Genomic DNA, 13,950 nt, shown 5'->3' on the forward strand with positions numbered 1-13,950 from the left:
CGCCCCGACCGAACCCCCCGTTCCAGACTTAAGAAAGCGAGCACTACGACAGCCATGGCTGAGGCTCAGAATTCCCCGGTGGGCTCCACCACCGCCGGTTCCATCGCGGTTGCCGCCGAGTCGACCGTCGCGACGCGCATGAGCGCCCCGCCCTCCTTCGACGTGGCGGACTTCCCGGTCCCCCACGGCCGCGAGGAGGAGTGGCGCTTCACGCCGCTGGAGCGCCTGCGCGGGCTGCACGACGGCACCGCGGTGGCGGACGGCGGCGGCGTGAAGGTCGCCGTGGAGGCCCCCGACGGCGTCACGGTGGAGACCGTGGGCCGCGACGACGCCCGGCTCGGCCGGGCCGGTGTCCCGGTGGACCGGGTCGCCGCCCAGGCGTACTCCGCGTTCGCGCAGGCGTCGGTCGTCACGGTCGCCAAGGAAGCCGTGCTCACCGAGCCGGTCCGCGTCGCGGTGCACGGCGAGGGCGGTACGGCGTACGGCCACCTGCTCGTCGAGGTCGGCGCCTTTGCCGAGGCGGTCGTGGTCATCGACCACACCGGTGACGCGGTGCTCGCCGCCAACGTCGACTACGTCCTCGGTGACGGCGCCAAGCTCACCGTCGTCTCCGTCCAGGACTGGGACGACACGGCGGTCCACGTCGGCCAGCACAACGCGCTGATCGGCCGCGACGCCTCGTTCAAGTCCGTCGTCGTCACCTTCGGCGGCGACCTGGTCCGGCTGCACCCCCGGGTCGCGTACGCCGGCACCGGCGGCGAGGCCGAGCTGTTCGGCCTGTACTTCACGGACAAGGGCCAGCACCAGGAGCACCGCCTCCTGGTCGACCACAACACCCCGCACTGCAAGTCCAACGCGGTGTACAAGGGCGCCCTCCAGGGCGACGGGGCCCACGCCGTCTGGATCGGGGACGTCCTCATCCAGGCGAAGGCCGAGGGCACCGACACCTACGAGATGAACCGCAACCTGGTTCTGACCGACGGTGCCCGCGTCGACTCGGTCCCGAACCTGGAGATCGAGACCGGCGAGATCGTCGGCGCCGGCCACGCCTCGGCGACCGGCCGCTTCGACGACGAGCAGCTGTTCTACCTCCAGTCCCGCGGCATCCCCGCCGAGGAGGCCCGCCGGCTCGTCGTGCGCGGCTTCTTCGCCGAACTGGTCCAGCAGATCGGCCTGCCGGACGTCGAGGCGCGCCTGCTCGACAAGATCGAGGCAGAGCTGAAGGCGTCCGTCTGATGGCGTTCGTCAAGGTGTGCGCGCTGAGTGAGCTGGCGGACGACACCCCCAAGCGGGTGGAGCTCGACGGCACTCCGGTCTCGGTCGTCCGTACCGAGGGCGAGGTGTTCGCCATCAACGACATCTGCTCGCACGCCAATGTGTCGCTGTCGGAGGGCGAGGTGGAGGACTGCATGATCGAGTGCTGGCTGCACGGCTCGTCCTTCGACCTGCGCACCGGCAAGCCGTCCGGCCTTCCCGCGACGCGCCCCGTCCCCGTTTACCCCGTAAAGATCGAAGGGGACGATGTGCTCGTCTCCGTCACCCAGGAGTCCTGAGTCACCCATGGCAACGCTTGAAATCCGCGACCTGCACGTCACCGTCGAGGCCGACAACGCCACGAAGGAGATCCTCAAGGGCGTCGACCTGACCGTGAAGCAGGGCGAGACCCACGCCATCATGGGCCCCAACGGGTCCGGCAAGTCCACCCTGGCGTACTCGCTCGCCGGTCACCCCAAGTACACGATCACGAGCGGCACCGTCACCCTCGACGGCGAGGACGTCCTGGAGATGTCCGTCGACGAGCGGGCCCGCGCCGGCCTGTTCCTCGCCATGCAGTACCCGGTCGAGATCCCCGGTGTCTCGGTCTCCAACTTCCTGCGCACCTCCGCCACCGCCGTCCGCGGCGAGGCCCCCAAGCTGCGTACGTGGGTCAAGGAGGTCAAGGAGACGATGGCCGGGCTCCAGATGGACCCGGCGTTCGCCGAGCGCAACGTCAACGAGGGCTTCTCCGGCGGTGAGAAGAAGCGCCACGAGATCCTCCAGCTGGAGCTCCTCAAGCCCAAGGTCGCCATCCTCGACGAGACCGACTCCGGCCTCGACGTCGACGCCCTGCGTGTCGTCTCCGAAGGCGTCAACCGGGTCCGCGAGACCGGTGAGGTCGGCACCCTGCTGATCACCCACTACACGCGGATCCTCCGCTACATCAAGCCCGACTTCGTGCACGTCTTCGCCAACGGCCGCATCGCCGAGTCCGGCGGCGCCGAGCTGGCCGACAAGCTGGAGAACGAGGGCTACGAGGCATACGTGAAGGGTGGCGCTTCCGCGTGACTGACGCCCGCCAGGGGCTGACCGGCCTCCTCGACACCGAGGCGATCCGCAAGGACTTCCCCATCCTGGGCCGCACGGTCCACGACGGCAAGAAGATCGTGTACCTGGACAGCGCGGCGACCTCGCAGAAGCCGCGCCAGGTCCTCGACGCTCTCAGCGAGTACTACGAGCGGCACAACGCCAACGTCCACCGCGGTGTGTACACCATCGCCGAGGAGGCCACCGCGCTGTACGAAGGCGCCCGCGACAAGGTCGCCGCCTTCATCAACGCGCCGAGCCGCGACGAGGTCATCTTCACGAAGAACGCCTCGGAGTCGCTCAACCTCGTGGCGAACATGCTCGGCTGGGCCGACGAGCCCTACCGGGTCGACCGCGACACCGAGATCGTCACCACCGAGATGGAGCACCACTCCAACATCGTCCCGTGGCAGCTGCTCGCGCAGCGCACCGGAGCGAAGCTGAAGTGGTTCGGCATCACGGACGACGGCCGGCTCGACCTGTCCAACATCGACGAGATCATCACCGAGAAGACGAAGATCGTCACCTTCACGCTGGTCTCGAACATCCTGGGCACGGTCAACCCGGTCGAGCAGATCATCCGCCGCGCCCAGCAGGTCGGCGCGCTGGTCTGCATCGACGCCTCGCAGGCCGCCCCGCACATGGTGCTGGACGTGCAGGCGCTGCAGGCCGACTTCGTGGCCTTCACCGGCCACAAGATGGTCGGCCCGACCGGCATCGGCGTCCTGTGGGGACGACAGGAGCTCCTGGAGGACCTGCCGCCGTTCCTGGGCGGCGGCGAGATGATCGAGACCGTGTCGATGCACTCGTCCACCTACGCCCCGGCGCCGCACAAGTTCGAGGCGGGTACGCCCCCGATCGCGCAGGCCGTCGGCCTCGGCGCGGCCGTGGACTACCTCTCGGCCATCGGCATGGAGAAGATCCACCGCCACGAGCAGGCGATCACCGCATACGCGGTGGCCCGCCTCCTGGAGGTGCCGGACCTGCGGATCATCGGCCCCACCACGGCCGAGAACCGCGGCGCCACGATCTCCTTCACGCTCGGCGACATCCACCCGCACGACGTGGGCCAGGTGCTCGACGAACAGGGCATCGCGGTCCGGGTCGGCCACCACTGCGCGCGGCCGGTCTGCCTGCGGTACGGAATTCCCGCGACCACGCGGGCGTCGTTCTACCTGTACTCCACGCCGGCCGAGGTCGACGCACTGGTGGACGGCCTGGAACACGTACGGAACTTTTTCGGTTGATGGGCGAAGTGGCTGAGGGCTGACGGGTGAAACTGGATTCGATGTACCAGCTGGATTCGATGTACCAGGAAGTCATCCTGGATCACTACAAGCACCCCCACGGGCGCGGCCTGCGGGACGGCGACGCCGAGGTGCACCACGTCAATCCGACGTGCGGCGACGAGATCACGCTCCGCGTGCGGTACGAGGGCGACACCCTCGCCGACGTCAGCTACGAGGGGCAGGGCTGCTCGATCAGCCAGGCCAGCGCCTCGGTGCTGAACGAACTGCTGGTCGGCAAGGAGCTGGACCAGGCGCGGAAGATCCAGGACGCGTTCCTGGCGCTGATGCAGTCCAAGGGCCAGCTGGAGCCCGACGACGCGATGGAGGAGGTGCTGGAGGACGCGGTCGCGTTCGCCGGTGTCTCCAAGTACCCGGCCCGCGTCAAGTGCGCGCTGCTGAGCTGGATGGCGTGGAAGGACGCGACGGCGAAGGCGCTGTCCGAAGGGAAGACCTCATGAGCGAGAACGAGACTGTGGCACTGAAGCCGGCCTCCGAGGAGGAGGTCCGCGAGGCGCTGTACGACGTCGTCGACCCGGAACTGGGCATCGACGTCGTCAACCTGGGCCTGATCTACGGCATCCACATCGACGACGCCAACATCGCCACCCTCGACATGACGCTGACGTCCGCGGCCTGCCCGTTGACCGACGTCATCGAGGACCAGGCGAAGTCCGCGACCGACGGCATCGTCAGCGAGCTGCGGATCAACTGGGTCTGGATGCCGCCGTGGGGCCCGGACAAGATCACGGACGACGGACGCGAGCAGCTGCGCGCGCTCGGCTTCAACGTCTGAGCACCCCGCTCGTCGCGGTTTCGAGGACGGCCCCCCGGTCATGCCGGGGGGCCGTCCTCTTGTTGTTCGTCCGCCGTACCGCTGACGTGTGTCCCTCGTTGTCCCTGGAGCCGGAACCTTCTCGGCGACACCACGCCGACGAGAGGTACGCAGTGACGCTCAAGCCTTCCCTCCAGCACCGCCGGACCGCGGCAGCGGCGGCGGGGATTCTCGCGCTGGCCGCCCTGGGGCTCACCGCCCCCGCGCACGCCGCGTCCTACGGGACCCCGACGATCGCCCTGTCCGCGACGTACCTGTCCGGCGCGGTGGGCGCGACGGGTGACCCGGTCGTCAACGTCACCGTCGCGCAGAGCGGCGCCGACGTCACGGCTCTCACGGTCGCCGCCTCCGCCAGCTCCAAGACCTCGGTGGCCGCGGCCACCGACGTGACCGTGACCGGCACCGGGGCGACCCGCCCGCTCGCCGTCACCGCCCACGCCCGCGGCTACACCGACCTCACCATCAAGGTCACCGGCCTCGGCGGCAAGACCGCCACCAAGACGCTGCACTACGCGGCGTCGGCCGCCGTGCAGAACGCCACCGACACCCGCTACCTCACCGGCTCCTCGGACGCCTCGGCCGCCGTCGACGTCGGCGACGGCTACGCCGTGGTCGCGGACGACGAGTCGAACGTGCTGCGCCTCTACAACCTCGCGGTGTCCGGCGCGCCCGTGAAGACCTGGGACGTCGCGTCCAAGCTCGGGGTGTCGAAGGAGATCGACATCGAGGGCGCGGCCCGGGTCGGCAACACCATCTACTGGACCGGCTCGCTCGGCAACAACAAGGACGGCGAGTACAAGGCCGACCGCAACACCGTCTTCACCACGACCGTCTCCGGCTCCGGCGCCTCGACCGCGCTCACCGTCGGCACCTCGTACAAGAAGCTCCGGGACGACCTCGTCGCCTGGGACGAGGCGAACGGCGACCGGTACGGCTTCGCGGCCGGCACCGAGGACGGCGAAGTCCCCAAGCAGATCGACGGGTTCAACGTGGAGGGCCTGGAGTTCGCGCCCGGCTCCACCACCACCGCGTACGTCGGCTTCCGTGCGCCCCTCGTCCCGCCGAAGTCGGGCGGCAAGGGTCTCATCGTGCCGGTGACCAACTTCGACAAGGTCGCCGGAAGCGGCGCCAAGCCGGTGTTCGGCACCCCGATCGAGCTGAACCTCGGCGGCCTCGCGATCCGCGACATCCGCAAGAACGCGGCGAACCAGTACCTCGTCGTGGCCGGTTCCTGGGAGGCGGACGACAACTCCGACCCGTACGCCCTCTACAGCTGGGACGGCGTCGCCGGACACGCCCCGGTCAAGCGCACCGACCTGCCCACCACCGACCCGGGCGGCTGGGAGGCCGTCGTCTCGGTGCCGGACCTGACGGTCGCGGGCACCCGCGCGCAGCTGATCACCGACGCCGGCGCCGCCGACCTCTACGGGGACGGTACGGAGGCGAAGGACCTGGACCACGCCGAGTTCAAGAAGTCCCGGGCGACCTGGTTCACGGTCGGCGGCTGACGGTCGCGGCAACCGGCCCCGGGCGGAGGCACGTCGGCGGAGCCCGCTGACCGGCCTCCGGTGAACGGCCCCCGGACGCCAGGACCTTGGGCGGTAGGGGCCGTTCATCCGGGGATCATCCGCCCGCCCGGTTGTTCGCACACCGGGCGGGCATCCTTACGCCCGGTGTGCCACAGGGGCACCCGCGAGGGCGAGGGCGGGCGAATGACACCGATCAGTCGTAGGGGCTTCGTGGGACTCGGAGCCTCCGTGGCGGCCGGGCTGACGCTGGGCGCCGGAACGCGCCCGGCCGAGGCCACGGGCGCGGCCGGCGCCACCGCGACGGGCACCATCGAGGACGTGCGCCACGTGGTGATCCTGATGCAGGAGAACCGCAGTTTCGACCACTACTTCGGACGGTTGAAGGGCGTGCGGGGCTTCGACGACCGCAGCACGCTCACTCTGGCCGGCAACCGCCCGGTCTTCGACCAGCCCAACGGCACGGGCCGCCAGTTCCCGTGGAAGCTGAGCGCGACGCCGGCCGCGGGCGGCCAGGACGGCGAGACCCTCGCCCAGTGCAACGGCGACCTGCCGCACTCCTGGTCCTCCCAGCACTCCGCGTGGAACAAGGGCCGCCTGGACAACTGGGTGGCGGGAGTCGGCAGTGTCCGCTCGCTCGGCTACCTCGACCGCTCGGACCTCCCCTTCCACTACGCGCTCGCCGACGCCTACACGGTCTGCGACGCCTATTTCTGCTCCACCCTCAGCGCCACCGGCCCGAACCGCACCTACCTGTGGAGCGGCAAGGTCGACGCCGCCAGCTACGACGGCGGCGACGAGTCGGGCCTGACGTGGCAGAACTACGCCCAGGCACTCCAGGCGGCCGGAGTGAGCTGGAAGGTCTACCAGAACGCCCAGGACAACTACGGGGACAACGGCTGTGCCTACTTCAAGGCGTTCGCCGGCGCCAAGGCCGGTGATCCGCTGTACGACCGGGGCATGTCCTCCGTCCCGAAGGTGACGGGCTCCACCCCGGACGACATAGCCGCCGCCATCAGGGCGGACGTCCTCGCCGGAACCCTGCCGCAGGTCTCCTGGGTCGTCCCGAACCAGGCGTTCTCCGAACACCCCTACGCCCCACCCGGCGACGGCGCCCACTTCGTCGACCTCGTCTACCGGGCCCTCGCGGCGGACGAGGACGTCTTCGACTCCACCGTCCTCTTCCTCAACTACGACGAGAACGACGGCTTCTTCGACCACGTACCGCCGCCCGCACCGCCCGCCGGGACTCCGGGCGAGTTCCTGAACGGAGTGCCGTACGGCTTCGGGTTCCGCGTGCCGATGACTGTCGTCTCCCCCTGGACCCGGGGCGGCTGGGTCTCCTCGGAGGTCTTCGAGCACACCTCCGTGCTGCGCTTCCTGGAGACCTGGACGACCGCACTCGGCACGCCCGCCGCCTGCCCCCACATCAGCGAGTGGCGGCGCAGGGTCAGCGGGGACCTGACCGGCGTCTTCGACTTCGCTCACCCGGTCAAGGGCGCGGTGGCGCTGCCCGCGACCAGCGTGATCGGGCTCTCGACGTGCGGCCCGCTGCCCAACCCCGTACCGACGGACAACGCCCTGCCCGCGCAGGAGCCCGGCACCCGCCCCTCCCGGGCCCTGCCCTACCAGCCCAACGGGTACCTGGAGCGACTGGAGTTCGGCGCTTCCGGGAAGATCCTCGCCTGGTTCACCATGGCCAACCAGGGCACACCGGCGACCCGGGCGGCCCACTTCTCCGTCCACCCCAACGCCTACCGCGACACCACCCCCTGGCAGTACACGGTGGACGCCCAAGGCGCCGCCTCGGACTTCTTCAACATCGGCTCCGGATACGGCGGCGGCGTGTACGACCTCACCATGACCGGCCCCAACCGCTTCCTGCGCCGCTTCCGGGGCGACGCCACCAAGGCGGGCAAGACGGCGGAGGTCCACACCCGGTACGCCACGGAGGCCGGCACGGGCAAGCTCGCGATCTGGTTCGCGATGGTCAACTCGGGCTCCACGGCGGTGACGTTCACCATCACGTCCACCCACTACCGAGGCGACGGGCCGTGGACCTACACCGTGCCCGCCGGTTCCGCCACGGAGGACTTCTTCAACGCGGTCGCCCTCACGAAGGGCTGGTACGACTTCACCGTCACGGTCGACTCCGACACCTCCTGGTCGCGCAGGTTCACCGGACGTCTGGAGACCGGCCAGGCGGGGGTCAGCGGCTGACACCGGCCGACCTGCCGGGAGCGGCGCTGTCGCCCGGCGACGGGCGGGGCGGTCTGGCAGAGTGACGGCCATGGCCTCTTCTTGGTACACGCTCGTCGTGGACGCCCACGACATGCCGTCGCTCGCCCGCTTCTGGTGCGCGGTGCTGGACTGGAAGGTCGTCCACGAGGACGGGGACGAGGTGACCATCGGGGCGAACGCCCAGGCCCTGCCGGGGCTTTGCTTCGTCTGCGTACCCGAACGCAAGGCGGTCAAGAACCGTCTGCACATCGACCTCAGCCCCGATGACCAGGCAGCCGAGGTCGAGCGGATTCTCGCGCTCGGCGCGACCCGGGTGGACGTCGGACAGGGCGGCGACGTCACGTGGGTGGTGCTGGCGGATCCGGAGGGCAACGAGTTCTGCGTGTTGCGGCCGAAGAAGACGCTGCGGGACTGAAGGGCTTCCTCAGGCGGCGCGGTGGCCGTCCACCCGGATCGAGCGGATGCCGCTGATGTGCCGCCCTCCGCAGCGGTCCTCGGCAGGACCGGTTGCGGGCCGGTGCGGTGGAGGGGATCCGCCTGGCATCTGCGGTCTCCGGATGCGGGTGTCCGGTCCGGGGGCCCGCCGGGCGGAAGCCGCCCGGCGGGGGAGGGTCAGGGGGTGGAGTCCCCTTCCTGGCCGGGCCCGGCCCCGGGCTGAGGACCCGGCGGCGGACCGGCCTGCGGACCCGGCTGCGGGCCGGGGTAGCCGTACGGCGGAGGCGGCGGCTGGTGGCCGTACGGCGGAGGCGGCGGCTGGTGGCCGTAGGGCGGAGGCCCGTAGGCGGGCGGCATCGGCAGGCCCGCCGCGTCGGCCAGGTCCTGCGCCAGGTTCTCCGTACGGATGCGGCGGTCGACGTAGAGCATCCCCAGCAGCAGCGGCGGGAAGGTGCCCACGAAGACCTGGCCGATCAGCTGGCCGGCCACCATGATCGCGGAGGCGCTGCCCACCGCGACCAGGATGGAGGTGAGGTTCGGGTCGTCGCCGATGTCCTGGGTGGTCACCACGGAGGAGAACGTGCCGGCGATGGAGAACGGCATCTGGATGAGGTACGAGGCCACACCGGCCATCGCGTAGCCCAGCAGCGATATGCCGAATATCCGCCACCAACTGCCGCGAACGAGCGTGGACGAGCGGCGCATCGCGGCGACCGGCCCCTGTCCCTCCAGCACCACCGCCGTCGGCGCCAGCGAGAACTTCACCCAGAGCCAGACCGCGAGCGGTCCGGCCGGGAGCAGCAGCAGGACGGCGAGCCCCAGCCACACGGCGGCGCCGTCCGGGTTCCCGTCGGACAGGGCGATCCCGACCAGGGACGCTTCGACGACCATCACCAGGGCGACGGGAATCACCGCGATCAGCCCGGTCAGGAGCGCGGTGCCCAGCATGGCCCGCAGCCTGGACAGAGCGCTCTGCCGGACCGAGCGGAAGGTCACCGGGCGGCCCAACACGGCCCCCTGGAGCACCGTGGGCACCGCTGCCTGCACCAGGGCGACGGCCACGAAGGCCACGACCGCCCCGATCAGCGCCACGACCCCGAGAGCCACCAGGATCGGGGTGATGTCGTCCCACGGGACGTCCGGGTCGTCGGCGGATGCCCTGATGCCGTCGACGTGGTCGCGGACGGCGGAGAAGGCGATGAGGAGCGCCGCGGCGAACGCGACCGCGGCCGTTCCGTAGACCGCGGCGGCGAAGCCGAACAGGGCTTTCCAGTAGCGGCCCATCGCGGAGAAGGTGCCGTTGAGGATGTCCGAAAGCCGCAGGGGCGCCAGCGGTATCACCCCGGGCTCCGGTGGCGGTGGCATACGCCAGCCGCCCCACCCCTGGTGAGCTCCCCCGCCGTACGGCGCGCCCCCCGGCGCTCCGCCGCCCCACCCCGCGTCCTGCGTCACTGTTTCTCCATTGAGTTGTTCGTATGGTCCGACCGGTAAGGTCGATGCGGCACACCGTAGCGCCCGGACCTGCTGACGGTCTGCGCGCGGGGGCGTAAAGACGTGACGCGACCAGCCGGTTCCTGAGACCGGTTGGCCCGGGCGGGACCCGGACGGTTAGGTTTTGGTCATGACCGACACGACTTCCCAGGGCTCGTCCCGTACCACCGGCGCCGTCGCCGCCGGCCTCGCCACCATCGACGGGAACGGCACCGTCCTCGACACGTGGTTCCCCGCCCCGGAGCTCACCGCCGAGCCCGGCCCGGCCGGCTCCCGGCGGCTCACCGCGGACGAGACCGTGAACCTCCTCGGCGAAGGTGCCGCCAAGGCCGTCGGCGTGGACGCCCGCCGCGGAGTCGAGGTCGTCGCCGTCGCCACGGTCATCGCCTCGCTGGACGACAAGCCGCTGGACGCGCACGACGCCTACCTGCGCCTGCACCTGCTCTCGCACCGGCTCGTCCAGCCGCACGGCCAGAACCTGGACGGTGTCTTCGGCCTCCTCGCCAACGTCGCCTGGACCTCGCTCGGTCCGGTCGCCGTGGACGACCTGGAGAAGGTCCGGCTGAACGCCCGCGCTGAGGGCCTGCACCTCCAGGTCACCTCGGTCGACAAGTTCCCGAGGATGACGGACTACGTCGCGCCCAAGGGCGTCCGTATCGCCGACGCGGACCGGGTCCGCCTCGGCGCGCACCTGGCGTCCGGCACGACCGTCATGCACGAGGGCTTCGTCAACTTCAACGCCGGCACACTCGGTACGTCGATGGTCGAGGGACGCATCTCCGCGGGCGTCGTCGTCGGCGACGGCTCGGACATCGGCGGCGGCGCCTCCACCATGGGCACCCTCTCCGGTGGCGGCAAGGAGCGCATCGTGATCGGCGAGCGCTGCCTCATCGGCGCGGAGGCGGGCATCGGCATCGCGCTCGGCGACGAGTGCGTGGTCGAAGCCGGTCTGTACGTCACCGCCGGCACCCGGGTCACCATGCCGGACGGCCAGGTGGTCAAGGCCCGCGACCTCTCGGGCGCCTCGAACATCCTCTTCCGCCGCAACTCCGTCACGGGCGCCGTCGAGGCCCGTCCGAACAACGCGGTCTGGGGCGGCCTGAACGACATCCTGCACGCCCACAACTGAGCGTACGGAGAACGGCCCCCGTGTCCGGGGGCCGTTTTTCCGCGTCCGGGGACGTCACCGGGCCGACGCGACAAGGGGGAGCGGAGCGCGGAGAGTGGAAGGGGAACTGCCCTACCGCTCGAAAGGGGAACCACCGTGCGGGCGCTCACCTATCACGGAAAGCGGGACGTCAGGGTCGACACGGTCCCCGACCCTCCGATCGAGAAGCCGGACGACGTGATCGTGCGCATCACCTCGACGGGCATCTGCGGCTCCGACCTCCATCTCTACGAGGTCCTCGGCCCTTACATCGACCCGGGCGACATCCTCGGTCACGAACCGATGGGGATCGTGGAGGAGACCGGCCCCGAGGTCACCTCGGTGGCGAAGGGGGACCGGGTCGTCATCCCCTTCAACATCTGCTGCGGCCACTGCTTCATGTGCCGGCAGGGCCTGCACTCCCAGTGCGAGACGACCCAGATGCGCTCCCGGGGCATGGGCGCCGCACTCTTCGGATACACCAAGCTGTACGGCCAAGTGCCCGGCGGGCAGGCGCAGTTCCTGCGGGTCCCGTTCGGGAACAGCCTGCCGGTCAAGGTACCGGCCGGGCCGCCGGACGACCGGTTCGTCTACCTCTCCGACGTGCTGCCCACCGCCTGGCAGGCGGTCGAGTACGCGGCGATCCCGCCCGGCGGCACGGTCACCGTCCTCGGCCTCGGCCCGATCGGCGCCATGGCGGCCCGCATCGCGCGCCACCGGGGAGCCGGGCTCGTCGTCGGTGTGGACCTGGTGCCCGAGCGCCTGGCCCGCGCGAGCGCGTACGGCGCCACCTGCCTGGACCTGCGGCGTTACGACCAAGGCCCCGGCGACGCGATCCGGGAACTCACCCAGGGGCGCGGCACGGACTCCGTCATCGACGCCGTCGGCATGGAGGCGCACGGCGCCCCCACGGCCAAGGCGGCCCACTGGGCGGTCGGGCTGCTGCCGGACGCCGTGGCCGAACGCCTCATGGAGACGGCGGGCATCGACCGGCTCTCCGCGGTCTACGCCGCCGTCGACGTGGTGCGCCGGGGCGGCACGATCTCGCTCTCCGGCGTCTACGGAGGCGCCGTCGACCCGCTGCCCCTGCTGAAGATGTTCGACAAGCAGATCCAGCTCCGGATGGGCCAGGCCAACGTGTGGCGCTGGGTCGACGACATCCTCCCGCTGCTCACCGACGCGGACCCGCTCGGCGTCGACAGCTTCGCCACCCACCATCTGCCACTGGAACAGGGACCCCGGGCGTACGCCGCCTTCCAGCAGAAGGCGGACGGCATGATCAAGACGCTGCTGAACCCCTGACAGGAGCGCGCCGCACCCGGTGGCCGGGTCCGTCCGTCGTCACGCCCGGTGCCGCTGCCGCCACTCGATCATGAGGATGGTGGCGTCGTCCGCCAGTTCGTCGTTCTGGTGTTCCAGGATCGAGTGGATGAGCTGGCGGAGGGCCTCCGGAGCGAGTTCGCCGACCGCGGTGGCGCGGATGATGGAGGTGGTGAAGCCCGAGAGACCGAACTGCGACCCACCGTCCAGACGCGCCTCGGTCACCCCGTCCGTGTAGAGGATCACGCGGTCTCCCGGCTCCAGCGCCACTTCGCGCACCGTGCGGGAGCCACCCCCGAGCACTCCGGGCGTGCCCATCGGGGGTTCGCCCGGATATTCGAGGGCGCTCTCCAGGACCTGTTCGTCGCGGATGAGGAGCGGCGGCGGGTGCCCGCTGTTGACCCAGCTCAGAATGCCGCTGGCCAGGTCGAGCTGCAGGACGATCCCGGTGCAGAACTGGTCCGGCAGCCACTCCGCGAGCGCCTCGTCGACGGTCCTCACCATCTCGCCCAGCCCGGAGCCCCGACGCCGGGCGCTCCGGCAGCCGGCCATCGCGATCGCGGTGGTCAGGCCGGACGCGAGGTTGTGCCCCATCGCGTCCAGGATCACGGCGTGCAGCGTCGACTCCGTCATCGCGTGGTCGAACGCGTCCCCGCCCAGCTCGTAGGCGGGTTCGAGGACCGCGGTGGAGACGGCCCGGTCGTCGCCGATGGAGCGGGGCGGAAGCAGGGCCCGCAGCATCTCCGCCGGCAGCGTCATCGTCCCGGTGCGCGCCTGCTGGACGAGGCGGTCGCTGAACGCGCGCTTGGAGGTGATGGCCATGGCGAGGACGGACGCGAGCGACCCGCACCGTTCCAGCAGGATGCCGTCCAGCGTCTCCAGATGGAAGCCGACCACCCCCAACCGCTCTTCGCCGTCGACGAGCGGGAGCCAGACGATCAGCGTGCGGGAATCGGTGTTCTGCACACGCAGCGACATCGCCCGGTAGGCCCAGCCGGCCAGGGACCCGTCCACCGGCAGCCGGTCCTCGCCCGAAAGAAGGGTCAGACACCTCTGCTGGAGGTCCACCAGGTAGACGTCCACGTGACCGAGGCCCAGGCGTGCGGCGTACCGGTTGACGAGGACGGAGAGGTTCGTCGGAGCCGTCGAGTGCACCTCCGCCAGGAAGGCGTGCAGGACGTGTTCGACGGTGTCGCCGGAGGACTCCCTCATCGGCGCGCCTCCGCCGCCTTTGCCGGACACCACCTGGTGGCGGTGCGGTGTGCTGTGCCGCGGGACATGGCGGACTCCAGGGGCCGGAAGGACAGCGGTACGCGCCGTCATCGG

Annotated in this window: 13 protein-coding genes; 11 read left to right on the plus strand and 2 right to left on the minus strand. The window is 70.6% G+C overall.

Annotated elements, in window-relative coordinates; translation table 11 throughout:
- Positions 1 to 54 precede the first annotated feature (54 nt).
- The 9 genes from sufD (at position 55) to OHT52_RS24585 (ending at position 8,646) form a co-directional block, all read left to right on the plus strand.
- Complete coding sequence (gene sufD, locus OHT52_RS24545; RefSeq protein ID WP_328722333.1) at positions 55 to 1,236, plus strand: Fe-S cluster assembly protein SufD; 1,182 nt, start codon at positions 55 to 57, stop codon at positions 1,234 to 1,236.
- Positions 1,236 to 1,553: a bifunctional 3-phenylpropionate/cinnamic acid dioxygenase ferredoxin subunit gene (locus OHT52_RS24550; RefSeq protein WP_328722334.1), complete on the plus strand. Its 318-nt coding sequence runs from the start codon at positions 1,236 to 1,238 to the stop codon at positions 1,551 to 1,553. The genes sufD and OHT52_RS24550 overlap by 1 nt, the downstream gene beginning before the upstream one ends.
- 7 nt (positions 1,554 to 1,560) lie before the next feature.
- Positions 1,561 to 2,325 carry a Fe-S cluster assembly ATPase SufC gene (sufC, locus tag OHT52_RS24555; RefSeq protein WP_266703126.1) on the plus strand — a complete coding sequence of 255 codons (765 nt, stop codon included), beginning with the start codon at positions 1,561 to 1,563 and terminating at the stop codon, positions 2,323 to 2,325.
- Positions 2,322 to 3,590 (plus strand): cysteine desulfurase, encoded by a 1,269-nt coding sequence (locus tag OHT52_RS24560; protein ID WP_328722335.1) that lies wholly within the window; start codon positions 2,322 to 2,324, stop codon positions 3,588 to 3,590. The genes sufC and OHT52_RS24560 overlap by 4 nt, the downstream gene beginning before the upstream one ends.
- Positions 3,591 to 3,631: 41 nt before the next feature.
- A complete protein-coding gene (sufU, locus tag OHT52_RS24565; protein ID WP_328722336.1) occupies positions 3,632 to 4,090 on the plus strand; it encodes a Fe-S cluster assembly sulfur transfer protein SufU in 459 nt (152 codons plus the stop codon).
- A complete protein-coding gene (locus tag OHT52_RS24570) occupies positions 4,087 to 4,425 on the plus strand; it encodes a metal-sulfur cluster assembly factor (protein ID WP_266703120.1) in 339 nt (112 codons plus the stop codon). The genes sufU and OHT52_RS24570 overlap by 4 nt, the downstream gene beginning before the upstream one ends.
- Before the next feature lie 152 nt (positions 4,426 to 4,577).
- Positions 4,578 to 5,972 carry a hypothetical protein gene (locus OHT52_RS24575; RefSeq protein ID WP_328722337.1) on the plus strand — a complete coding sequence of 465 codons (1,395 nt, stop codon included), beginning with the start codon at positions 4,578 to 4,580 and terminating at the stop codon, positions 5,970 to 5,972.
- A gap of 204 nt (positions 5,973 to 6,176) precedes the next feature.
- The gene (locus OHT52_RS24580) at positions 6,177 to 8,210 is read left to right on the plus strand and encodes a phosphocholine-specific phospholipase C (RefSeq protein ID WP_328722338.1); all 2,034 of its coding nucleotides are present in this window, start codon (positions 6,177 to 6,179) and stop codon (positions 8,208 to 8,210) included.
- A gap of 70 nt (positions 8,211 to 8,280) precedes the next feature.
- The gene (locus tag OHT52_RS24585; RefSeq protein ID WP_328722339.1) at positions 8,281 to 8,646 is read left to right on the plus strand and encodes a VOC family protein; all 366 of its coding nucleotides are present in this window, start codon (positions 8,281 to 8,283) and stop codon (positions 8,644 to 8,646) included.
- Positions 8,647 to 8,843: 197 nt separating this feature from the next.
- Here the strand turns inward: OHT52_RS24585 and OHT52_RS24590 are convergent, their stop codons facing one another.
- Complete coding sequence (locus OHT52_RS24590; protein ID WP_328722340.1) at positions 8,844 to 10,031, minus strand: DUF7847 domain-containing protein; 1,188 nt, start codon at positions 10,029 to 10,031, stop codon at positions 8,844 to 8,846.
- A 256-nt stretch (positions 10,032 to 10,287) separates the two neighbouring features.
- On the opposite strand from OHT52_RS24590, the gene dapD reads away from it, so the two are divergent.
- Both dapD and OHT52_RS24600 read left to right on the plus strand, forming a co-directional pair.
- Complete coding sequence (gene dapD / locus OHT52_RS24595; protein WP_328722341.1) at positions 10,288 to 11,286, plus strand: 2,3,4,5-tetrahydropyridine-2,6-dicarboxylate N-succinyltransferase; 999 nt, start codon at positions 10,288 to 10,290, stop codon at positions 11,284 to 11,286.
- A gap of 135 nt (positions 11,287 to 11,421) precedes the next feature.
- Positions 11,422 to 12,606 carry a zinc-dependent alcohol dehydrogenase gene (locus OHT52_RS24600; RefSeq protein WP_328722342.1) on the plus strand — a complete coding sequence of 395 codons (1,185 nt, stop codon included), beginning with the start codon at positions 11,422 to 11,424 and terminating at the stop codon, positions 12,604 to 12,606.
- A gap of 39 nt (positions 12,607 to 12,645) precedes the next feature.
- Here OHT52_RS24600 and OHT52_RS24605 read toward each other — a convergent pair whose 3' ends face one another.
- Positions 12,646 to 13,836: a PP2C family protein-serine/threonine phosphatase gene (locus OHT52_RS24605; RefSeq protein ID WP_328722343.1), complete on the minus strand. Its 1,191-nt coding sequence runs from the start codon at positions 13,834 to 13,836 to the stop codon at positions 12,646 to 12,648.
- Positions 13,837 to 13,950 lie beyond the last annotated feature (114 nt).

It is taken from the genome of Streptomyces sp. NBC_00247 (assembly GCF_036188265.1).
In the GTDB taxonomy this organism is placed as follows: Bacteria; Actinomycetota; Actinomycetes; order Streptomycetales; family Streptomycetaceae; genus Streptomyces.